Here is a 21,382-nt window from a genome sequence, read left to right as displayed (position 1 = left end):
GCATGTCCGATCCCCGCTACCAGATCGACGTCAGCGTCGTGACCCGTTACCTCAAAGACCAGTCCGACCCCGACGCTCTGCGCTTCGCCTTTGCCTACACGATCACCGTGCACAACACTGGCAACGTGACCGCCACCCTGATCTCCCGCCATTGGTTGATCACCAACGGCGATGGCGAGGTCGAGGAAGTACGCGGCGCCGGAGTGGTCGGCCAGCAGCCCTCCATCCCGCCCGGCGCTTCGCACACTTACAGCAGCGGCTCGGTGATCGCCACACGGGTCGGCACCATGCAGGGCAGCTACCAGATGCTGGCCGATGACGGCACACAGTTCGAAGCCTCGATCGCGCCGTTCCGCCTGGCCGTGCCTGGGGCGCTGCACTGATGGCGGTATACGCGGTCGGCGACCTGCAAGGCTGTTTGCAACCGCTCAAGTGCCTGTTGCAACGCGTGAAGTTCGACCCTTCGGTCGACCGGCTGTGGCTGGTCGGCGACCTGGTCAACCGCGGCCCCGAATCGCTGGAGACCTTGCGCTTTCTCTACAGCATGCGCGACTCGCTGGTCTGCGTGCTCGGCAATCACGACCTGCATCTGCTGGCGGCCTGGCGCAACATCGATCGACTGAAAAAGGGCGATACGCTGCGCGAGGTGCTCGAAGCGCCAGACGCCGAGCAACTGCTGGGCTGGCTGCGTCAGCAGAAACTGCTTCACTACGACGAGCCGCGCGCAGTGGCCATGGTACATGCCGGCATCCCCCCGCAGTGGACCCTGGGTACGGCGCTGGAGCTGGCCGCCGAGGTCGAGCAGGTGTTGCGCGACGATGAACGTCTCAAGCCTTTCCTCGACGGCATGTACGGTAACGAACCGAACAAGTGGAGCAAGCGCCTGACCGGCGTGGAGCGCCTGCGAGTGATCACCAATTATTTCACCCGCATGCGTTTCTGTACGGCCGAAGGCAAGCTCGATTTCAAGAGCAAGGAAGGTCTGGACGACGCGCCCAAGGGATACAAGCCCTGGTTCGCCCATAAAGGCCGCCGCTCGCGGCACGTCGACATCATTTTCGGCCATTGGGCCGCGCTCGAGGGACGGGTCAGCGAACCTGGCGTGATCGCGCTGGACACCGGCTGCGTCTGGGGCGGTGCCATGACCCTGTACGACCTCGACAACGGTCAATACTACCGTTGCGATTGCGCCGAAGGCGGCGCGCTGCGCACTGCGGCCGCCCTTGCCCACCCCATAGACCAGCCCTGAAGGAGACATCCATGAGCGAGTTCAAGCGCATTTCCCCCGAGCAAGCCCAAGCCCTGCGCGAGCAAGGCGCCGTGGTGGTCGACATCCGCGATCCGCAAGCCTTCGGCGGCGGGCACATCCAAGGTGCTCAGCACCTGGACAACCACTCGGTCGCCGATTTCATCCGCCAAGCCGACCTCGATGCGCCGACCGTCGTTGTCTGCTATCACGGCAACTCCAGCCAGAGCGCTGCGGCATACCTCGTTGGGCAGGGATTCTCTGACGTATACAGCCTCGACGGTGGTTTCGAGCTGTGGCACAGCACCTACCCGGACGCGATCGCCCAAGGCCAGCCGGAATAATTTTTCATAGTCTCTACAGCCCGCGTTGGCCGCGGGCTTGCGCCTCGACCGATGCAATTGGAAGAGGCGATCTCTTCCTTCCGTCCTTGACCTTGCGCAGAACCAACTATCCTTAAGCCCAGGCCATCCAAACAGGGGAGAGCCGGTACACCGGCGCGCGGGTCATCGGCAGCGGTACACAGGTGTTCTGGGGGGGATAACGGCAATCGGTAGCACCGCTTGCCTGCCAGCATCAGCTGAATGATCCGACGTCGGCTCCACGTATCGAGCGAGGTGACGTCATGAGCATTTTTAGCCATTTCCAACAGCGTTTCGAGTCGACGCGACAAGAGGAACTCTCGCTTCAAGAGTACCTTGAGCTGTGCAAGGAAGACCGCCGCGCCTATGCCTCGGCAGCCGAACGGCTACTGACGGCGATCGGTGAGCCGGAATTGATCGACACTTCCACCAACTCCAGGTTGTCGCGCATCTTTTCCAACAAGGTCATTCGCCGTTATCCCGCATTCGCCGATTTCCACGGCATGGAAGAATGCATCGACCAGATCGTCTCCTACTTCCGGCATGCCGCCCAAGGCCTGGAAGAGAAGAAACAGATTCTCTACTTGCTGGGCCCGGTCGGCGGCGGTAAATCGTCCCTTGCCGAAAAGCTCAAGCAACTCATGGAGAAAGAGCCTTTCTATGCCATCAAGGGTTCGCCGGTCTTCGAGTCGCCCTTGGGTCTGTTCAATGCCAACGAAGACGGTGCCATCCTCGAAGAAGAGTACGGTATCAGCCGACGCTACCTGAGCACCATCATGTCGCCTTGGGCTACCAAGCGCCTGCAGGAATTCGGCGGCGACATCTCCAAGTTCCGTGTGGTGAAGCTCTATCCCTCGATCCTCAATCAGATCGCCATCGCCAAGACCGAGCCGGGCGACGAGAACAACCAAGACATCTCGGCGCTGGTAGGCAAAGTCGATATCCGCAAACTGGAAGAATTCCCACAGAACGACGCCGATGCCTACAGCTATTCGGGTGCGCTGTGCCGAGCTAACCAGGGGCTGATGGAATTCGTCGAGATGTTCAAGGCGCCGATCAAGGTGCTGCACCCGTTGCTTACGGCTACCCAGGAGGGCAACTACAACAGCACCGAAGGCTTGGGCGCAATTCCCTACACCGGGATTCTGCTGGCGCACTCCAACGAATCGGAATGGCATACCTTCCGCAACAACAAGAACAACGAGGCGTTCATCGACCGGATCTATATCGTCAAGGTACCGTACTGCCTACGTGTCAGCGACGAGATCAGAATCTACGACAAACTGCTCGCCAACAGCTCGTTGGCCAAGGCCCACTGCGCACCGGACACGCTGAAGATGCTGGCGCAGTTCACTTCGCTGTCGCGGCTCAAGGAGCCGGAAAACTCCAACATCTATTCGAAGATGCGGGTCTATGACGGCGAAAACCTCAAGGACACCGACCCCAAGGCCAAGTCGATCCAGGAATACCGCGACACGGCCGGCGTCGACGAAGGCATGAACGGTCTGTCCACACGTTTCGCTTTCAAGATTCTGTCCAAGGTCTTCAACTTCGACCCGCACGAAGTGGCGGCCAACCCTGTGCATCTGCTGTATGTGCTGGAACAGCAGATCGAACAGGAACAGTTCCCCGCCGAAACCCGCGAGCGCTATCTGCGCTTCCTCAAGGAATACCTGGCGCCGCGCTATATCGAGTTCATCGGCAAGGAAATCCAGACCGCGTATCTGGAGTCCTACAGCGAATACGGTCAGAACATCTTCGACCGCTATGTGCTGTACGCCGACTTCTGGATCCAGGACCAGGAGTACCGCGATCCGGAAACCGGAGAGATCCTCAACCGCGTGGCCCTCAACGAAGAGCTGGAGAAAATCGAGAAGCCGGCAGGCATCAGTAACCCGAAAGACTTCCGTAACGAAATCGTCAACTTCGTATTGCGTGCGCGCGCCAACAACAACGGCAAGAACCCAAGCTGGCTGAGCTACGAGAAGCTGCGGGTGGTGATCGAGAAGAAGATGTTCTCCAACACCGAAGACTTGCTACCGGTCATCAGTTTCAACGCCAAAGCGAGCAAAGAGGACCAGAAAAAACACAACGACTTCGTCACGCGGATGGTGGAACGTGGCTATACCGATAAGCAGGTACGTCTGCTGTCGGAATGGTACCTGCGGGTCAGGAAATCGCAGTAAGGCGGCAAGTGGCAGGCTTCGGCTGCCAAACCTCTGGAGCATCGGGCGTGAGCCCGGTGCCAGGGTTTTGCCCAGTGCCAGCTGCTCTTGCTTGCAGCGCGAGGCTTATGGCTTGCAGCTGCTCCCAGCGACCGGAGGAACCATGAGCTATGTAATCGACCGACGCCTGAACGGCAAGAACAAGAGCACGGTCAATCGCCAGCGCTTCTTGCGGCGTTACCGTGACCACATCAAAAAGGCGGTCGAAGAGGCCGTCGGCCGGCGTTCCATCACCGATATGGAGCACGGCGAACAGATCAGCATCCCAGGCCGCGACATCGACGAGCCGGTGCTGCACCATGGTCGTGGTGGCAAGCAGACCATTGTGCATCCGGGCAACAAGGAGTTCACGGCCGGTGAGCAGATCGCCCGGCCCAAGGGCGGCGGTGGTGGCGGCAGCGGCCCCGGCAAGGCGGGCAACTCCGGCGAAGGCATGGACGAGTTCGTCTTCCAGATCACCCAGGAAGAGTTTCTCGAATTCATGTTCGAGGACCTGGAGCTGCCCAATCTGGTCAAGCGGCACCTCAACGGCACCGACACCTTCAAGACCGTACGCGCCGGTGTCAGCAGCGAGGGCAACCCGTCGCGCATCAACATCGTACGCACGCTGCGTTCGGCCCACTCCCGGCGCATCGCACTGACCGGCAGCAGCCGCGCGGCGTTGCGCAAGGCCGAAGCCGAGTTGGCCCGGCTGAAAGTGGAAGAGCCGGCCAATTTCACCGACATCCAAGCGGTCGAGGCCGAAATCGAGCGGTTGCGGGCGCGCATCAACCGCCTGCCCTTCCTCGACACCTTCGACCTCAAATATAACCTGCTGGTCAAGCAGCCCAACCCTAGCTCCAAAGCGGTGATGTTCTGCCTGATGGACGTGTCCGGCTCCATGACCCAAGCCACCAAGGACATCGCCAAGCGCTTCTTCATCCTGCTGTATCTGTTCCTCAAGCGTAATTACGACCGCATCGACGTGGTGTTCATCCGCCACCACACCAGCGCCCGCGAGGTGGACGAAGAAGAGTTCTTCTACTCGCGGGAAACCGGCGGCACCATCGTGTCGAGCGCGCTCAAGCTGATGCAGGAGATCATGGCCGAGCGCTACCCCACCAACGACTGGAACATCTACGCTGCCCAAGCTTCGGACGGCGACAACTGGAACGACGACTCGCCCATCTGCCGAGACATCCTGTCCAAGCAGATCATGCCCCATGTGCAGTACTACACCTACGTCGAGATCACCCCGCGCGAACACCAGGCGCTGTGGTACGAGTACGAGCGCATGGGCGAAGCCTTCCCCGACACGTTCGCCCAACAGCAACTGGTCTCGGCCGGTGACATCTACCCGGTCTTCCGTGAACTCTTCCAGCGCAGGTTAGCCACATGACCGCCAGAGCCCAGCGACGCCAACCCATTTCCACCGGTTCCGAGTGGACGTTCGAGCTCATCCAGACCTACGACAGGGAGATCAGTCGTCTGGCCGCGCGCTACGCTCTGGACACCTACCCCAACCAGATCGAGGTGATCACCGCCGAACAGATGATGGACGCCTATGCTTCGGTGGGCATGCCCTTGGGTTATCACCACTGGTCTTACGGCAAGCAGTTCCTCAGCACCGAGAAGTCCTATACACGTGGCCAGATGGGGCTGGCGTACGAGATCGTGATCAACTCCGATCCGTGCATCGCCTACCTGATGGAAGAGAACACCATGTGCATGCAGGCCTTGGTGATCGCCCATGCCTGCTACGGGCACAACAGCTTCTTCAAGGGCAACTACCTGTTCCGCACCTGGACCGACGCCACCTCGATCATCGACTATCTGGTGTTCGCCAAGCAGTACATCAGCCAGTGCGAAGAACGCCATGGTATCGACGCCGTGGAAGACCTCATCGACTCGTGCCACGCCCTGATGAACTATGGCGTCGACCGCTACAAACGGCCCTACCCCATTTCCGCCGAAGAGGAACGCCGGCGCCAGACCGAACGCGAAGAGTACCTGCAACGGCAGATCAACGACCTCTGGCGCACCATCCCGAAAAGCGCGGAAAAAGATGATGGCAGGGACTTCGCACGTTTCCCCGCAGAGCCGCAGGAAAACATCCTCTACTTCATCGAGAAACATGCGCCACTGCTCGAATCCTGGCAGCGGGAGGTGGTGCGTATCGTGCGCAAGATCGCGCAGTATTTCTACCCACAGCGCCAGACGCAGGTGATGAACGAGGGGTGGGCCACCTTCTGGCACTACACGTTGATGAACGATCTCTACGACGAAGGCCTGGTGACCGACGGCTTCATGATGGAGTTCTTGCAGTCGCACACCAGCGTAGTGTTCCAGCCCGGCTTCGACAGTCCCTATTACAGCGGTATCAACCCTTACGCACTGGGTTTTGCCATGTACACCGACATACGTCGCATGTGCGAGCACCCCACCGACGAGGATCGTCACTGGTTCCCGGAAATCGCCGGTAGCGACTGGCTGCCCACCCTGAAATTCGCCATGAGCAGCTTCAAGGACGAGAGCTTCATCCTGCAATACCTGTCGCCCAAGGTGATGCGCGACCTGAAACTGTTCAGCATTCTGGATGACGACCAGCGTGACGACCTGCTGGTGCCGGCCATCCATGACGAATCGGGTTATCGGACAATCCGTGAACAATTGGCAGCCCAGTACAACCTGGGCAACCGCGAGCCGAACGTGCAGATCTGGAGCATCGACCGCCGCGGCGACCGCTCGCTGACCCTTCGCCATCAACAGCACAACCGCAAGCCTCTGGGCGATTCCACCGAAGAGGTCATGCGCCACCTCCACAGGTTGTGGGGCTTCGACGTGCACTTGGAAACCGTACAAGGCGAACAGGTGATGAAAACCCATCACATGCCACCGCGCAGCGAACATGGCGAAGCTCATGACTATGGGCGCCTGGACATGGCCGCCCGCCATCCATGAGGCGACGCACGCCAGTGTAGGCTCACAGGGTATGCTGTGGGCCTGCACTGGAGACGTTTATGCACATTTACAAAGTTGGCGGCGCGGTACGCGACCGTTTGCTCGGCCTCGTCGTAAGCGATGTCGATTGGGTGGTGGTGGGCGCCACTGTCGAACAGATGCACGAGCAGGGTTATCGCCCAGTGGGCGCCGACTTCCCGGTATTCCTGCATCCCAGGACCAACGAGGAGTACGCCCTGGCCCGCACCGAGCGCAAGAGCGGTCGCGGTTATGGCGGATTCACCTTTCACGCCAGCCCCGAGGTGACGCTGGAGCAGGACTTGCTCCGCCGTGACCTGACCATCAACGCCATGGCCGAAGATCAACAGGGCAACCTGTACGACCCCTATCATGGGCAACGCGATCTGCAAGCCAAGCTGCTGCGTCACGTCTCCCCTGCTTTCGCCGAAGACCCTTTGCGCGTGCTGCGCGTGGCGCGATTCGCTGCCCGCTATGCACCTCTTGGCTTTGGCGTGGCCGAAGAAACGCTGGCGCTGATGCGCCAGATCAGCGAGTCGGGCGAGCTGCAAGCACTGACTGCCGAGCGCAGCTGGAAGGAAATCGAACGCGCTCTGATGGAGGCGCAGCCACAGGTGTTCATCCAAGTGCTGCGCGATTGCGGCGCGCTCGCGCAGCTCATGCCGGAAGTCGACGCACTGTTCGGCGTGCCGCAGCCCGAAGCCCATCATCCGGAAATCGACAGTGGCGTCCATACCCTGGCGGTGTTGCAACAGGCTGCGCTGCACCGTCAGCCGCTGAGCGTGCGTTGGGCCTGCCTGCTGCACGACCTGGGCAAGGGCACCACGCCTCCGGAGCAATGGCCGCGGCATATCGCCCACGAACATCGGGGTGTGAAGCTGATCAAGGCGGTCAACCAGCGCTTCAAGGCGCCCAAGGAATGCCAGGAACTGGCGCTACTGGTCGGCGAATACCATACCCACGGCCATCGCGCGCTGGAATTGCGGCCAGACACGCTGCTGGAGCTGCTGCAAAAATTCGACGTGTACCGACGTCCACAGCGCTTCGAAGACTTCATCGCCGCATGCGAAATGGACGCTCGCGGCCGATTGGGCCTGGAGAATCGACCTTATCTACAGGCCGAGTACCTGCGCGAAGCGGCCAAGGTAGCCCGCGCTGCCAGCGCGCAGCACCTGATCGATCAGGGACTGGCCGGCAAGGCCTTGGGCGATGCGATCAAGCGCGAGCGGCTGAATGCATTGAAGGCATTCAAAGCGGCACGCATGGCTGCGAAAGGCTGATGCCCAACGTTCGGCCCTCCCCATACCGGGCCGGGCCGCCGCTCATCACATGGCAGTGAGTTGCCTGCCGCGCCATTCGAACGATACCGGGGCGAGCACTTGTCGAATGTCGGCCTCTTGCCACAGCTGCGCCATGCTTTTGCCAGCCAGCGGGTGCTGCAGGTCGGGCGCGAGCAGTGCCAACGGCCAGAGCACGAAGGCATTCTTGAGGATCTCGGCACGGGGCAGTACCAAGCCATCGAAGGTGCCGTGCCAGTCGCGGAACATCAATACGTCGATGTCCAGCGGCAAGCCCTTGCGATCTGCGGCATAGCGACCGTTGTCGGCCTCGATGAATTTCAGGCGTCGGTCGAGTTCGAGCAGTGGCAGCGTCGTTTGGCCGGTGACCACCAGGTTGATGAACGGGCCGCTCTTGATGCCCACCGGATCGCTTTCGAAAGCGGCCGAACAACGCATGTCGCTCAGCAGATCGGCCAGCGCATCGAGCCCCGCGCACAGATGGCGTTCGCGCTCGATGTTGCTGCCCAGCCCCAGATATACCGTGCTCAGAGACATCCGCGCTCGATCTCCACGCCAACACCACCGCGGGCTGCCGGGATGGCGCCCGGCTTGGTCACCTTCAGGCTCATCCAGGCGATGCCGAATTCCTGCATCAAGGCCGCGGCCAAGCGCTCGGCGAAGGTTTCCACCAGTTCGAAACGCGCCTGCTCGGCGAATGCCTGGATACGCGCGGTGACGGTGGCGTAGTCGAGCGTCAGGCTCAGGTCGTCGTCGGCGGCGGCAGGGCGGTTGTCCCAGGCAAAGCGCAGGTCAAGGCGCAGGCACTGCCGAATGTCGCGCTCCCAGTCATAGGCGCCGATGACGGTATCGACTTCCAGGCCTTCGATGAACACTCTGTCCAAGCACTTCTCTCCACAGCACGACAAGGGCGACTGGCGCCGTTAGAATCGGGGCGTTCTCGCCCGGAATAGTTAGCATGTTTTGGTCATTGGCACTGTTTGCCTACCTGCTCGGCTCACTGTCCTTCGCCATCGTCCTCAGCCGACTGGCAGGCAGCCCCGACCCGCGCTCGAGCGGCTCCGGCAATGCCGGCGCCACCAACATGCTGCGGCTGGCGGGCCGCCGAATGGCGATCCTGACCCTGTTGGGCGACCTGTGCAAGGGCAGCGTACCGGTACTGCTGGCCAAGCTGGCCGGCCTCGACCTGCAAGCGCAGGCCTGGATCGGCCTATGTGCCGTGGTAGGCCACGTATTCCCGGTGTACTTCCGCTTCCATGGCGGCAAGGGCGTGGCCACCGCCGCCGGCATGTTGATGGTGGTGTACCCGCCGGCGGCCCTGTTGGCGATCGGGGCCTGGTCGCTGACCTTGCATCTGAGCCGCACCAGCTCCCTCGCCGCCTTGATCGCTACCCCGCTGACCTTGCCACTGCTGGCCTGGCGCCAGGCCGACGCCCTGCTGCCGGTCACTCTGCTTACCTTGCTGATCGTCTGGAGCCACCGCAGCAACCTGCGCGACCTGTGGGCAGGGCGCGAGCGGCATTTCTGAATGCCGAAGGGCCGCACAGCGCCCCTGCAACCGATGCAGGCTCAAATCGCCGGCAACTGCTCCATCGGCCAACGGGCCTGCACGCTGATCGCCAGGTCCTGGCGCTGCCCGGCGAGTAAACGCTGGCAACCGGCATAGGCGATCATCGCGCCGTTGTCGGTGCAGAACTGCGGGCGTGCGTAATAGACGTTGCCCTTGATGCTCGCCAGCATGTCCTCGAGCGAGGCCCGCAGCGCCTTGTTGGCGCTCACGCCGCCCGCGATGACCAGACGCTTGAGGCCGGTCTGCTGCAGGGCGCGCTTGCACTTGATGGTCAAGGTATCGACCACCGCCTGCTGGAACGCCAGGGAAATGTCGCAGCGGGTCTGTTCGGTGTCGTCGCCTGCAGCGCAGCACTGTTGCCAGGCGGTGAGGGTCGAGGTTTTCAGGCCGCTGAAGCTGAATTCCAGTCCTGGCCGATCGGTCATGGGCCGTGGGAACTTGAAGCGCCCCGGTGTACCGCGCTCGGCCAGGCGAGCGATTTCCGGACCGCCTGGGTAGTTGAGGCCGATGAGTTTGGCGGTCTTGTCGAACGCCTCGCCGGCGGCGTCGTCCAGGCTCTCGCCCAGCAGCTGGTATTGGCCGATACCGTCGACCCGAACCAGTTGGGTATGCCCCCCCGACACCAACAAAGCGACGAACGGGAATGCCGGTGGCTGCGCTTCGAGCATCGGCGCCAGCAGATGGCCTTCCATGTGGTGCACGCCCAGGGCTGGAATGTCCCAAGCGAAAGCCAATGCCTGCGCGCAGGACGCCCCCACCAGCAAGGCACCGACCAGACCCGGGCCTGCGGTGTAGGCGATGGCGTCGATGTCGCCAGGTACACGCTCGGCGCTGGCCAGGACTTCGCGGATCAGCGGCAGCATGCGCTTGACGTGGTCGCGTGAGGCCAACTCCGGCACCACGCCGCCGTAGACGCGGTGAAGGTCGATCTGGCTGAACAGGGCATCGGCCAACAGACCGCGCTCGCTGTCATATAATGCGACGCCAGTCTCGTCGCAGGATGTTTCCAAGCCCAGTACTAACATGGGTGCGTGCCTTGTGGAGGCTGAATTCGAAGCGGCGCATGATAGTCGCCGCGCCAGGTACCGACCAGCGGTTTTCGATCAGAGGCTTTGCATTCCTGCTGGCGACGGGGTAACATCCGCAACCCTTGAAAACCGACGTTCTCCAGCACACCTTTGTTTTGCCAGGAGTCCGTCTACCCCGGTAATGAATAAGGTAGCCCTGGATGCCAGCCGTCAAAGTTAAAGAGAACGAACCCTTCGACGTAGCTCTGCGTCGCTTCAAGCGCTCCTGCGAAAAAGCCGGTGTATTGGCTGAAGTTCGCAGCCGCGAGTTCTACGAGAAGCCGACTTCGGAGCGTAAGCGTAAAGCTGCCGCCGCTGTAAAGCGTCACGCCAAGAAGGTTCAGCGCGAACAGCGCCGCGCCGTTCGCCTGTACTGATACAGACGCACGTCGCAAAGCTTCTGCCAAAGCCCGGCCATCGCGCCGGGCTAATGGCAGTTGTAGTTTCAATCCCTGAGCCATGCGCTTTGGGCGCCCCGGCACAAGCCACGGGCACTTCGCGACATTCGTCAGGCCTGGTCTTCGACCAGTGGTGCACGTTTTACTGACGGGCCTTCCGAGGCCACCCACGCGCACGTTCCACCCCGCATTCCTTTCTTTTTCATCACTGGCCGCTACGTTGCGTTTGCGCGCGGGCGTCTAAACTTGCCAGTCGCCAGATGACGAGACCGCCATGGCCGGGCTGATTCCGCAGAGTTTCATCGATGACCTCCTCAACCGCACCGACATCGTCGATGTGGTGAGCTCGCGCCTGCAGTTGAAGAAGACCGGCAAGAACCTGTCCGCCTGCTGCCCGTTCCACAAGGAGAAAAGCCCCTCCTTCACCGTCAGCCCCGACAAGCAGTTCTACTACTGCTTCGGCTGCGGTGCCGGCGGCAACGCGCTCGGTTTCATCATGGACCACGACAACCTGGACTTCCCCCAGGCGGTCGAGGAGCTGGCCCGCGCAGCCGGCATGGAAATTCCGCGCGAGGAAGGCCGGCGCAACCAGAAACCGCGCCAGCCGACCGACTCGCCGCTGTACCCATTGCTCGAAGCGGCCGCCGAGTTCTTCCGCCAGGCGCTGCGCAACCATCCGACGCGCAAGTCTGCGGTCGAGTACCTCAAAGGCCGTGGTCTGTCCGGCGAGATCGCACGCGACTTCGGCCTGGGCTTCGCACCACCCGGCTGGGACAACCTGCTCAAGCATCTGGGCGCCGACACCTTGCAACAAAAGGTGATGATCGATGCCGGCTTGTTGATCGAAAACGCCGAGAGCGGCAAGCGTTACGACCGCTTCCGTGACCGTGTGATCTTCCCGATTCGCGACAGTCGCGGGCGCGTCATCGCTTTCGGCGGTCGGGTGCTGGGCGACGACAAGCCCAAATACCTGAACTCGCCGGAAACCCCGGTGTTCCACAAAGGCCAGGAGCTGTACGGGCTGTACGAGGCCCGCAAGCACAACCGCAACCTCGACGAGATCATCGTCGTCGAAGGCTACATGGACGTCATCGCCCTGGCCCAGCAAGGCCTGCGCAACGCAGTGGCCACCCTCGGCACCGCGACCAGCGAAGAACACTTGAAGCGCTTGTACCGAGTGGTACCCAGCGTGCTGTTCTGCTTCGACGGCGATCAGGCTGGGCGCAAGGCGGCCTGGCGGGCGCTGGAATCGGCCCTGCCGAGCCTGCAGGACGGCCGCCGAGCGCGCTTCCTGTTCCTGCCCGAAGGCGAAGACCCCGATACTCTGGTGCGCGCCGAGGGCACCGATGCCTTCCACGCCCGCATCAACCAGCATGCGCAGCCGCTCGCCGACTATTTCTTCGAGCAACTGAGCAACGAGGCCGATCCGCGCTCGCTGGAAGGCAAGGCGCATCTGGCTACCCTGGCAGCGCCGCTGATCGAGCAGGTGCCGGGCGCCAACCTGCGCCAGCTGATGCGCAACCGACTGCGCGAGATCACCGGCCTCGACCCGCAGCAAGTCGAACAACTGGCGCAAAGCGCGCCGCCCGCCAGCGCGCCCGATTACGATCCTGGCTATGACTACGACGCCATGGCCACCTTCACTCCCGACTACGGCGACATGCCGCACGTCGAGCATTACGCCGGCCATCAGGAACAACCCTCGTGGGGCGCACAAAAAGGCCAAGGCAAGAAACAGTGGCAGGACAAACCGTGGAAAAAAGGCGGCAAGCCCTGGCAGCGCGACGACCGCCGCGAGCCACCACCACGGGTGCCGGCACCCGTGGAACCGCCCACCCTGTCGGCGCTGCGTACCCTGCTGCACCATCCGTTGCTGGCCGGCAAGGTCGAGAACGCCAGCCACTTCGCCGACGAAGAGCATGTCTACAGCCAGTTGCTCGTGGCCCTGATCGAAGCGGCGCAGAAGAATCCTCGACTAAGCTCGATGCAACTCATCGCACGCTGGCACGGCACCGATCAGGGTCGATTGCTGCGGGCTCTGGCTGAAAAGGAGTGGTTGATTGACGGCGAAAACCTTGAACAACAGTTCATCGACACCATAACCAGCTTGTCCGCTCGTCAGCGCGAGCGAAGGCTTGAACATCTGATGAAAAAGGCGCGTCTAAGCGATAGCGGCCATGGGCCTGCGCTGTCGAGCGAGGAAAAAACCGAACTGGTCGCCCTGCTCATTCGTCATGTTCCAGCACAAACCCCGACCTCAACTGGCGCGTGAGGTCCTTGCTCGGGTATAATCCCCGGCTTGTTTTTTGCCCGCCAAGACCTTCAGTGGATAGGGTGTTATGTCCGGAAAAGCGCAACAGCAGTCTCGTATCAAAGAGTTGATCACCCGCGGTCGTGAGCAGGGCTACCTGACTTACGCGGAGGTCAACGACCACCTGCCGGAGGATATTTCAGATCCGGAACAGGTGGAAGACATCATCCGCATGATCAACGACATGGGGATCAACGTATTCGAGAGTGCTCCGGATGCGGATGCCCTTCTGTTGGCGGAAGCCGACACCGACGAAGCCGCGGCCGAAGAAGCTGCGGCAGCGTTGGCGGCCGTTGAAACCGATATCGGCCGTACGACCGACCCGGTGCGCATGTACATGCGTGAAATGGGTACCGTCGAACTGCTGACCCGCGAAGGCGAAATCGAAATCGCCAAGCGCATCGAGGAAGGCATCCGTGAAGTCATGGGCGCCATCGCCCACTTCCCGGGCACCGTCGACCACATCCTCAGCGAATACGAACGCGTCACCACCGATGCGGGCCGTTTGTCCGACGTCTTCAGCGGCTATATCGACCCTGACGACAACATCGCCTCGCCCAACGACGAAGTGCCCATTCCAGGTGCCAAGCCCGCTGCGGCCAAGCAGGAAGGCGACGAGGAAGAAGACGGCGACGATAACGGCGACGACAGCGAAGACGAAGTCGAGAGCGGTCCCGATCCAGAGCTGGCCCGTCAGCGTTTCGGCGCGGTCGCCGAGCAGCGCGACGCAACGCTCAAGGTGCTGAAGAAGCACGGCCGTGCGCACAAGGACAGCCTGGCCGCCATGGCCGCGCTGGCCGAGCTGTTCATGCCGATCAAGCTGGTGCCCAAACAGTTCGAGGCGCTGGTCGAGCGTGTCCGCAGTGCCCTGGAGCGTCTGCGTGCACAAGAGCGCGCCATCATGCAGCTGTGCGTGCGCGATGCCCGCATGCCGCGTGCCGACTTCCTGCGCCTGTTCCCCAGCAATGAAACCGACCAGACCTGGAGCGGTGACCTTGCCAAGCGCAGCACCAAATGGGCTGCGGCCCTGGGCGAGAAAGACGCGGCCATCGTGGCCTGCCAGCAGAAACTGATCGACCTCGAACAAGAGACCGGTCTGAGCGTTGCTGAAATCAAGGACATCAACCGCCGCATGTCCATCGGCGAAGCCAAGGCACGCCGCGCCAAGAAGGAAATGGTCGAGGCGAACCTCCGTCTGGTCATTTCCATCGCCAAGAAATACACCAACCGTGGCCTGCAATTCCTCGACCTGATCCAGGAAGGCAACATCGGTTTGATGAAAGCGGTGGACAAGTTCGAATACCGCCGCGGCTACAAGTTCTCGACCTACGCCACCTGGTGGATTCGTCAGGCGATCACCCGCTCCATCGCCGACCAGGCGCGCACCATCCGTATTCCGGTGCACATGATCGAAACGATCAACAAGCTCAACCGCATTTCCCGGCAGATGTTGCAGGAAATGGGTCGCGAGCCGACCCCGGAAGAACTGGGCGAGCGCATGGAGATGCCTGAGGACAAAATCCGCAAGGTCCTGAAGATCGCCAAAGAACCGATCTCCATGGAAACGCCGATCGGCGACGACGAAGACTCGCACCTGGGCGACTTCATCGAGGACTCGACCATGCAGTCCCCGATCGATGTGGCTACGGTCGAGAGCTTGAAAGAGGCTACCCGTGACGTACTGTCCGGGCTGACCGCACGCGAAGCCAAGGTGCTGCGCATGCGCTTCGGCATCGACATGAACACCGACCATACCCTCGAGGAGGTCGGCAAACAGTTCGATGTAACCCGCGAACGCATCCGTCAGATAGAAGCCAAAGCGCTGCGCAAGCTGCGCCACCCGACGCGAAGCGAGCACCTGCGCTCCTTCCTCGACGAGTGATGACAAACCCCGGCCCAGGCCGGGGTTTTTCTTTGTGGCGATTGTGCAAGCGCACGTCTAGACCGCAGCTTTCAGCGTTCTGCCAAGCAATACCTCGCGAAGCCGAGCACACTCGCAATGCCGGTCTACACTCGTTTGACATGTTCCCGGATCGAGACCCCTTCATGCGTTTGTCGCTGGCCCTGCTCACCCTGTTTCTTGCCACCTGGACGGCAACCGCCGGCGCCCTCACCCTCACCACAGAAGAAAACGCCTGGCTCAGGGCTCATCCACAGTTGCGCCTGGGTGGCGACGGTGCCTGGCCGCCTTTCGAATTCCGTAGCGGCGCAGGCCCCTTCCAAGGTCTGTCGGCCGACTATATAGCGCTGATCCAACAGCGCCTGCGCGTGGCCATGCAACCCGTCGCACCCGGTGATTGGGCGCACATGCTCGACCAGGCGCGCACTCAGCGCGTCGACCTGCTCGCAGCCATCATGGCGACGCCCGCGCGTCAGGAGTACCTGTCGTTCACCCGTCCCTATCTGGACTTTCCTATCGTCATCCTGGCACGCAAAGGCGGCCCACAGCCGCGTAACCTGCACGACCTGTATGGCTTGAAGATCGCCGTAGTGGAAGACTACGCACCCCACGAGTTGCTGCGCACCCACCATCCGGACCTCAGTCTGGTGACCCTACCCAACGTCAATTCGGTCTTGCAGGCCTTGGCCACCGGACAGGTAGACGCGGTGGTGAGCGATCTGGCATCGAGCATCTGGAGTCTGCGCGAAACCAAGCTCGATGGCCTGCACATCAGTGGTCAAACGCCCTACCGCTACCAACTGGCGATGGCCGCGCCACGTGAAAATGCGATTCTGGTGACGATCCTGGACAAGGTCCTGGCCGACCTCTCGGCAACCGAAGTGAGCGAGATTCAACGCCGCTGGGTGGCCGATGTGCTCGACCAGCGCAGCCTGTGGCACGACGTATTGGTCTATGGCCTGCCGGCGTTGCTGTTGCTCATCGCCGGGCTGGCCATGGTCATGCGCATCAATCGCCGGCTGAGTTCGGAAATATCCCGGCGCATGGCCCTGGAGCAGGAGCTGCGCAGCAGCGAGTACCACTACCGCAGCTTGGTCGAAAGCCTGTCGGCAGTAGCCTGGGAGGCCAATGCCGAGGATTTCACGTTCAGCTACGTCTCGCCCCATGCCGAAGGCCTGTTGGGCTACCCGCTCAAGGACTGGCTCAAGCCTGGGTTCTGGCACAGCATCCTGCACCCTGACGATGTTTTGCGTGCCCAGTCCTATTGCGAGCGCGAGACCGCCGCCAGCCGCCACCACAGCTTCGACTATCGGGTGATCTGCGCCGATGGCCACACCTTGTGGGTGCGCAACATCGTCAGCATGATCAGGCAGGGCCATGCGCCGCTGATGCGCGGGCTGATGATCGACATCAGCGAGACCAAGCGCACCGAGCATGCGCTGCGGTCATCGGAACAGAAGTTCGCCTCGGTGTTCGAGCAATGCCCCGACATCCTGGTCATCGCCCGGCACAGCGATGGCCGGTTGCTGGAAGTCAACGAAGCCTTCGAAGCACAGACCGGCCTGACGCGCAGCGAAGTCGTCGGCCACACGGCGACGGAGCTCGGTCTGTGGGAGGTCGAAGACGATTCCCCAGGGCTTCTGGAGCGCTTGCACCACGGCGGTATCCGCAATCTGGAAATGACCTTCCTGCGCAGTGATGGCCAACGCTTCACTGGCCTCACCTCTGCCGAGACCTTCGACCTCGATGGCGTCCTGGTTCTGGTCGTGGCCGTGCGCGACATCAGCCAATTGAAAGAAACCCAGCAGCAACTGCAAACCTCCGAGGAAAAGTTCGCCAAGGCGTTCCATGCGTCGCCCGATGGCCTGCTGCTCTCGCGCCAGAGCGATGGCTTGCTGATCGAGGCGAACGAGGGCTTCTGCCGTTTGACGGGTTACAACCTCAACACCAAGCGCGGCAGCCAGACAGCCGTGGACCTGAACATCTGGGCCGACCTGGAAGAGCGCCAGCGACTCGTCGGGCTGCTCAAACGCGACGGCTTCGTGCGGGACTTCAGCTGCCTGATCCGCCGTAGTGACGGCCAGATTCGCTTGTGCGAGCTGTCGGTCAGGCCACTGCCGATCGCCGGCGTCGACTGCATGCTGACCATCGCCCGCGACATCACCGAGCGCCACTTGATGCAGGAAAAGCTGCAACTGGCCGCCACCGTGTTCGAGAACACCGCCGAAGCCGTGCTGATCACCGACACCGACCAACACATCAGCGCGGTGAACCGGGCTTTCAGCGAGATCACCGGTTACAGCGAAATCGAGGCGCTCGGGCAAACGCCGCGGCTGCTGGCCTCCGGGCATCACGACAGCGCCTTCTATGCCGCCATGTGGCATCAGCTCACCGCAGAAGGCCATTGGCAGGGCGAAATCTACAACCGGCGCAAGAACGGCGAGATGTACCCCGGCTGGGTCACCATCAGCGTAGTGCGCAACCACGAGCGCGAGATCACCCACTTCGTGTCGGTCTTCGCCGACATTTCCAGCCTCAAGCACGCCCAGGCCAAGCTCGACTATCAGGCCCACCACGACCCGCTCACCGGCCTGCCCAACCGCACCCTGTTCGAAAACCGCCTGCAAAACGCCCTTGCCGACGCCCATGGCACCAGCCACCAAGGTGCGGTGCTGTTCCTCGACCTCGACCGTTTCAAGCACATCAACGACAGCCTCGGCCATCCGGTGGGCGACCTGTTGCTCAAGGGCATCGCGCACCGGCTCAAGGAGCAGGTGCGCGACGTCGACACGGTGGCGCGACTGGGCGGCGACGAATTCATCATCCTGCTGCCGGGCCTGCACCGCCCCAGCGACGCCAGCGCCATCGCCAACAAGCTGCTGGCGTGTTTCGTCGCACCGTTCCAGGCGGGCGAACACGAGTTCTTCACCAGTGCCAGCATCGGCATCAGCCTGTACCCGCAGGACGGTACCGATGTCGCCAGCCTGATCCGCAACGCCGACGCGGCCATGTACCGCTCCAAGGCCAAGGGCCGCAACCGCGTCGAAGCCTATACCAGCGACCTCACCGCCCAGGCGAACGAGCGCATCGCATTGGAGCACGAGCTGCGCCGCGCCATCGAACGCAACGAGCTGAGCCTGTGCTACCAACCCAAGCTCAGCCTCAAGACGCAAGCCCTGGTCGGTGCCGAAGCCTTGGTGCGCTGGAACCACCCGACCTTCGGCGAAGTACCGCCCGAGCACTTCATCAACCTGGCCGAAGACAACGGCAGCATCCTGCAAATCGGCGACTGGGTGCTTGAGCAAGCCTGCAAGCAGATGCAGCAATGGAAAAGCCAGTACCAAGCGTTCGGACCGCTGTCCATCAACCTGGCCGGCGCACAGCTGCGCCAACCCAACCTGGCCAAGCGCATCGAGCAACTGCTGCACACCTACCAGCTCGATGCCGGCGACCTGCAACTGGAGATCACCGAAAACTTCATCATGAGCCAGGCCGAAGAGGCCCTGGCCGTGCTCGACGAGCTCAAGCAGCTCGGTGTGCAACTGGCCATCGACGATTTCGGTACCGGTTACTCTTCGCTGAGCTACCTCAAGCGCTTGCCGTTGGACATCCTCAAGATCGACCAATCCTTCATCCGCGGCCTGCCCGAAGACGCCCACGACGCCGCCATCGCCCGCGCCATCATCGCCCTGGGGCGCAGCATGCAGCTGACCATCATCGCCGAAGGCGTGGAAACCCAGGCGCAGCAGCAGTTCCTGGCCGCCGAGGGGTGTGAGCAGATCCAGGGATACATCGTCAGCCTGCCCTTGCCGGCACGGGAATTCGCAGGATTGTTTCTTCGCATAGCACTTTCGGATCTTTCGGATGGCAGTAGGGGTGATCCCTCGTTATAATCCGGCCTCCTTCTGAGGGCCTATAGCTCAGTCGGTTAGAGCAGAGGACTCATAATCCTTTGGTCCACGGTTCGAGTCCGTGTGGGCCCACCATCTTGTCGAAAGCCGCGCATTGCGCGGCTTTTTGCGTTTTTGGGGCAAACACGCCAGATACAACGCTATGGCCCAAAGGTACAAATCCAGCGCCTCTCTCAAGAGGCGTTGAGCATTCTGCACAACGTCATCGTGCTCAGGCCAGCAACCGGTCGATCAACGCCTGCTCGTAATCGTTGAGAGGCTGATCCTCGTAGAGCTTGTCGGAGGCCGCGACCAGCGCCTGGCCCTCGACCTCACGCCCACTGTCCCCATAGACATGCCCAAGGTTCTCCAGCGACTGAAGGTTGCCGTGCAGAGAAAAGGAGATCAGGTACCAGCGCTCGGCCGCTTCGAGCTCGCCCAGGCGGTGATAGGCCACAGCCAGATTGTGCTGGGCGAAGACGTGGTCCGATTGCAGGGCCTGCAACAACGCCTGCTTGGCCTGCTGATAGTCTTCGAGCTGCAAGTACAGAAGGCCAAGATTGTTGTAGCCGTCGACATTGCCCAGCTCGGCCGCACGCCGGTAGGCCTGCTCAGCCTGCGGATAGCGCTCGGCATCCAGATGGACGTCGCCGAGCAGGTTCAGCGCCTCCGGATGATCGTGGCGCATGGCGTTGTCGAGGTGCTCGACGGCGGCATCGTGGTCGCCATCCTGATAGGCCATGCTGCCAAGGTAGAAGTGGCTGCGGGGACAATCGTACTCGGTGGCTTTCTGGAAATATTGGCGGGCGGTGTCGTGATCACCCTCCTGGAAGGCCATGCTGCCGAGGTTGTAGTGGCTGCCCGGATAATCGTGCTCGGCAGCCCTTTGAAAGTGTCGGCGGGCGACGTCGTGGTTGCCGTCCTGGTAGGCCATGATGCCGAGGTTGTAGTGGCTGCCGGGATAGTCACGATCGGCGGCCATCTGAAAGTGTCTACGGGCATCGGCGCGATCGTCACGTGCCAGGCTCACCGCGCCAACGCCATTCATCCAACGTGCGTCGGCGGGACACGCCTTGGCAAGGGTCTGGAAGCACTCCTGCGCGGTGTCCAGATCCTGCGCGCGAAACGCTGTCCAGGCCTGGTCATTGAGGGCAGTCGCTTGCTCGTCACTGAGCGTTTTTTTATTCATGAACCACATGGTGTTTCCTACCTTGTGAGGGCCGGCTATTTTAAAAGGCGTGTGTAAAAGCCAACAAGACAATGGCTGGCGGAGCAGGTTTGTAGTACTTCTGCGTTACCACGCTCAAAACGGCAGATTCCTTGAGGATTTCCATCAGAGATCGTTTGTATCTTGATCACCGTTTTTGGAAAATCACCAGCTTCAGGCACGAATGGATACGCGCATGAAGCTCGAAAAGACCACGCAGTACAGGTCCGAGGAAGGGATCGTCTTCACGCTGACTCAAATCACCCTCATGGAAAGCGACCGAGGTCGTCTGCGCGAGTTGCACTTTGGCGAAGCGAAACGCGCCCATTATGAGGTCAATAGAATGGTCGTCGAGATGTACGACCGAATGCAGGCTCGAAACCTGCCATGCTTACTGACAATCCGTATCTCCAGCCCCCTGACTCGACAGCAGGCCGATGCTATCAACACTACACGCGGCAACGTTGCAAAGGGGATTGCTGCGGCCTCAGGAGGTGCAGCCAGAAGTGTAGGTGCGTTGGGCGGGCCGCTCATTGGCTGGGCTTCAGGTACAGGCGTGGCGGCAGGTGTCGCCTGGTACCTTAAAGGGGTTCTGCCGAACCTGCATGCAGGCGACGTACTGGTCAGCGTCGAAGGAGAAGTCAATGGCGGGATCGGCCCGCAGCGCTCTGGCAGGACGCTGGTCATCAAGGTCTAAGGAACTGCATATGTCCTATATCACGCAAACACTCGCCCTGTTGGTACTAGGCGCGCTCCTCATTCAATTTCTCAAACCCTACCCATTGCGCAAATGGCTAGGCTTGGCGCTGCTGGCAATCGGCGTGGTCGGCATTTTCAAAGGAGGTGAGCAAGAGGTGCTGGGCTTTGACCTAGATTTGCTGACGGTGCTGGCTGTACTACTGGGTATTACGCTTTTCTCGACACGGCGTAAGTTCACGGAAGAGGACTAG

General features: G+C 61.5%; 18 protein-coding genes and 1 tRNA gene. 15 read left to right on the top strand and 4 right to left on the bottom strand.

Features of this window, described 5'->3' with window-relative positions; all coding sequences use genetic code 11:
- Nucleotides 1-2 precede the first annotated feature (2 nt).
- The 7 genes from apaG (at nt 3) to AA0Z93_RS08975 (ending at nt 8,071) form a co-directional block, all read left to right on the top strand.
- Entirely contained in the window at nt 3-383 is a 381-nt protein-coding gene (gene apaG / locus AA0Z93_RS09005) for a Co2+/Mg2+ efflux protein ApaG (protein WP_413049149.1), read from the top strand.
- Complete coding sequence (locus tag AA0Z93_RS09000) at nt 383-1,249, top strand: symmetrical bis(5'-nucleosyl)-tetraphosphatase (protein ID WP_413049148.1); 867 nt, start codon at nt 383-385, stop codon at nt 1,247-1,249. The genes apaG and AA0Z93_RS09000 overlap by 1 nt, the downstream gene beginning before the upstream one ends.
- 11 nt (nt 1,250-1,260) lie before the next feature.
- Nucleotides 1,261-1,590, top strand: coding sequence for a thiosulfate sulfurtransferase GlpE (gene glpE / locus AA0Z93_RS08995; RefSeq protein ID WP_413049147.1), 330 nt, complete (start codon nt 1,261-1,263; stop codon nt 1,588-1,590).
- 281 nt (nt 1,591-1,871) lie between these two features.
- Entirely contained in the window at nt 1,872-3,794 is a 1,923-nt protein-coding gene (locus AA0Z93_RS08990; RefSeq protein ID WP_413049146.1) for a PrkA family serine protein kinase, read from the top strand.
- 142 nt (nt 3,795-3,936) lie between these two features.
- The gene (locus AA0Z93_RS08985) at nt 3,937-5,211 is read left to right on the top strand and encodes a YeaH/YhbH family protein (protein WP_413049145.1); all 1,275 of its coding nucleotides are present in this window, start codon (nt 3,937-3,939) and stop codon (nt 5,209-5,211) included.
- Nucleotides 5,208-6,773, top strand: a complete 1,566-nt coding sequence (locus AA0Z93_RS08980) for a SpoVR family protein (protein WP_413049144.1) — start codon at nt 5,208-5,210, stop codon at nt 6,771-6,773. Before AA0Z93_RS08985 ends, AA0Z93_RS08980 begins: the two co-directional genes overlap by 4 nt.
- A 59-nt stretch (nt 6,774-6,832) precedes the next feature.
- The gene (locus tag AA0Z93_RS08975) at nt 6,833-8,071 is read left to right on the top strand and encodes a multifunctional CCA addition/repair protein (protein ID WP_413049143.1); all 1,239 of its coding nucleotides are present in this window, start codon (nt 6,833-6,835) and stop codon (nt 8,069-8,071) included.
- Between the two features lie 45 nt (nt 8,072-8,116).
- On the opposite strand, the gene folK is transcribed toward AA0Z93_RS08975, so the two are convergent.
- Both folK and folB read right to left on the bottom strand, forming a co-directional pair.
- Nucleotides 8,117-8,626, bottom strand: a complete 510-nt coding sequence (folK, locus tag AA0Z93_RS08970; protein WP_413049142.1) for a 2-amino-4-hydroxy-6-hydroxymethyldihydropteridine diphosphokinase — start codon at nt 8,624-8,626, stop codon at nt 8,117-8,119.
- Nucleotides 8,617-8,973: a dihydroneopterin aldolase gene (folB, locus tag AA0Z93_RS08965; RefSeq protein ID WP_413049141.1), complete on the bottom strand. Its 357-nt coding sequence runs from the start codon at nt 8,971-8,973 to the stop codon at nt 8,617-8,619. The genes folK and folB overlap by 10 nt, the downstream gene beginning before the upstream one ends.
- A gap of 74 nt (nt 8,974-9,047) precedes the next feature.
- Here folB and plsY point away from each other — a divergent pair, with 74 nt between their 5' ends.
- Entirely contained in the window at nt 9,048-9,617 is a 570-nt protein-coding gene (plsY, locus tag AA0Z93_RS08960) for a glycerol-3-phosphate 1-O-acyltransferase PlsY (protein ID WP_413049140.1), read from the top strand.
- 41 nt (nt 9,618-9,658) lie between these two features.
- Here the strand turns inward: plsY and tsaD are convergent, their stop codons facing one another.
- Nucleotides 9,659-10,684, bottom strand: coding sequence for a tRNA (adenosine(37)-N6)-threonylcarbamoyltransferase complex transferase subunit TsaD (tsaD, locus tag AA0Z93_RS08955; RefSeq protein ID WP_413049139.1), 1,026 nt, complete (start codon nt 10,682-10,684; stop codon nt 9,659-9,661).
- A 203-nt stretch (nt 10,685-10,887) separates the two neighbouring features.
- Here tsaD and rpsU point away from each other — a divergent pair, with 203 nt between their 5' ends.
- From rpsU to AA0Z93_RS08930, 5 genes are all read left to right on the top strand, one after another.
- Entirely contained in the window at nt 10,888-11,103 is a 216-nt protein-coding gene (gene rpsU, locus AA0Z93_RS08950) for a 30S ribosomal protein S21 (RefSeq protein WP_002551877.1), read from the top strand.
- A gap of 295 nt (nt 11,104-11,398) precedes the next feature.
- A complete protein-coding gene (dnaG, locus tag AA0Z93_RS08945) occupies nt 11,399-13,396 on the top strand; it encodes a DNA primase (protein ID WP_413049138.1) in 1,998 nt (665 codons plus the stop codon).
- A gap of 67 nt (nt 13,397-13,463) precedes the next feature.
- Complete coding sequence (rpoD, locus tag AA0Z93_RS08940; RefSeq protein ID WP_413049137.1) at nt 13,464-15,317, top strand: RNA polymerase sigma factor RpoD; 1,854 nt, start codon at nt 13,464-13,466, stop codon at nt 15,315-15,317.
- Between the two features lie 164 nt (nt 15,318-15,481).
- The gene (locus tag AA0Z93_RS08935; protein ID WP_413049136.1) at nt 15,482-19,228 is read left to right on the top strand and encodes a bifunctional diguanylate cyclase/phosphodiesterase; all 3,747 of its coding nucleotides are present in this window, start codon (nt 15,482-15,484) and stop codon (nt 19,226-19,228) included.
- 16 nt (nt 19,229-19,244) lie between these two features.
- Nucleotides 19,245-19,321 (top strand) — tRNA-Ile (locus AA0Z93_RS08930).
- Nucleotides 19,322-19,457: 136 nt separating this feature from the next.
- On the opposite strand, the gene AA0Z93_RS08925 is transcribed toward AA0Z93_RS08930, so the two are convergent.
- A complete protein-coding gene (locus AA0Z93_RS08925; RefSeq protein ID WP_413049135.1) occupies nt 19,458-20,423 on the bottom strand; it encodes a tetratricopeptide repeat protein in 966 nt (321 codons plus the stop codon).
- Between the two features lie 205 nt (nt 20,424-20,628).
- Here AA0Z93_RS08925 and AA0Z93_RS08920 point away from each other — a divergent pair, with 205 nt between their 5' ends.
- Nucleotides 20,629-21,129 (top strand): hypothetical protein, encoded by a 501-nt coding sequence (locus AA0Z93_RS08920; protein ID WP_413049134.1) that lies wholly within the window; start codon nt 20,629-20,631, stop codon nt 21,127-21,129.
- Between the two features lie 10 nt (nt 21,130-21,139).
- On the top strand, nt 21,140-21,382 hold the full coding sequence (locus AA0Z93_RS08915) for a hypothetical protein (RefSeq protein WP_413049133.1): 243 nt from the start codon (nt 21,140-21,142) through the stop codon (nt 21,380-21,382).

Source organism: Pseudomonas phoenicis, assembly GCF_047302395.1.
Lineage (GTDB): Bacteria > Pseudomonadota > Gammaproteobacteria > Pseudomonadales > Pseudomonadaceae > Aquipseudomonas.
Note: the sequence above shows the minus strand (reverse complement) of the source record. Positions and strands in the feature narration are given on the sequence as shown.

Bases quoted from the DNA above. Each gene is read 5' to 3' on its own strand.
- AA0Z93_RS08925 (WP_413049135.1), bottom strand. From the start codon at position 20,423: ATGTGGTTCATGAATAAAAAAACGCTCAGTGACGAGCAAGCGACTGCC.
- AA0Z93_RS08915 (WP_413049133.1), top strand. From the start codon at position 21,140: ATGTCCTATATCACGCAAACACTCGCCCTGTTGGTACTAGGCGCGCTC.
- AA0Z93_RS08990 (WP_413049146.1), top strand. From the start codon at position 1,872: ATGAGCATTTTTAGCCATTTCCAACAGCGTTTCGAGTCGACGCGACAA.
- AA0Z93_RS08975 (WP_413049143.1), top strand. From the start codon at position 6,833: ATGCACATTTACAAAGTTGGCGGCGCGGTACGCGACCGTTTGCTCGGC.
- glpE (WP_413049147.1), top strand. From the start codon at position 1,261: ATGAGCGAGTTCAAGCGCATTTCCCCCGAGCAAGCCCAAGCCCTGCGC.
- rpsU (WP_002551877.1), top strand. From the start codon at position 10,888: ATGCCAGCCGTCAAAGTTAAAGAGAACGAACCCTTCGACGTAGCTCTG.
- AA0Z93_RS08935 (WP_413049136.1), top strand. From the start codon at position 15,482: ATGCGTTTGTCGCTGGCCCTGCTCACCCTGTTTCTTGCCACCTGGACG.
- rpoD (WP_413049137.1), top strand. From the start codon at position 13,464: ATGTCCGGAAAAGCGCAACAGCAGTCTCGTATCAAAGAGTTGATCACC.
- AA0Z93_RS09000 (WP_413049148.1), top strand. From the start codon at position 383: ATGGCGGTATACGCGGTCGGCGACCTGCAAGGCTGTTTGCAACCGCTC.
- tsaD (WP_413049139.1), bottom strand. From the start codon at position 10,684: ATGTTAGTACTGGGCTTGGAAACATCCTGCGACGAGACTGGCGTCGCA.
- apaG (WP_413049149.1), top strand. From the start codon at position 3: ATGTCCGATCCCCGCTACCAGATCGACGTCAGCGTCGTGACCCGTTAC.
- plsY (WP_413049140.1), top strand. From the start codon at position 9,048: ATGTTTTGGTCATTGGCACTGTTTGCCTACCTGCTCGGCTCACTGTCC.
- AA0Z93_RS08980 (WP_413049144.1), top strand. From the start codon at position 5,208: ATGACCGCCAGAGCCCAGCGACGCCAACCCATTTCCACCGGTTCCGAG.
- AA0Z93_RS08985 (WP_413049145.1), top strand. From the start codon at position 3,937: ATGAGCTATGTAATCGACCGACGCCTGAACGGCAAGAACAAGAGCACG.
- folK (WP_413049142.1), bottom strand. From the start codon at position 8,626: ATGTCTCTGAGCACGGTATATCTGGGGCTGGGCAGCAACATCGAGCGC.
- AA0Z93_RS08920 (WP_413049134.1), top strand. From the start codon at position 20,629: ATGAAGCTCGAAAAGACCACGCAGTACAGGTCCGAGGAAGGGATCGTC.
- dnaG (WP_413049138.1), top strand. From the start codon at position 11,399: ATGGCCGGGCTGATTCCGCAGAGTTTCATCGATGACCTCCTCAACCGC.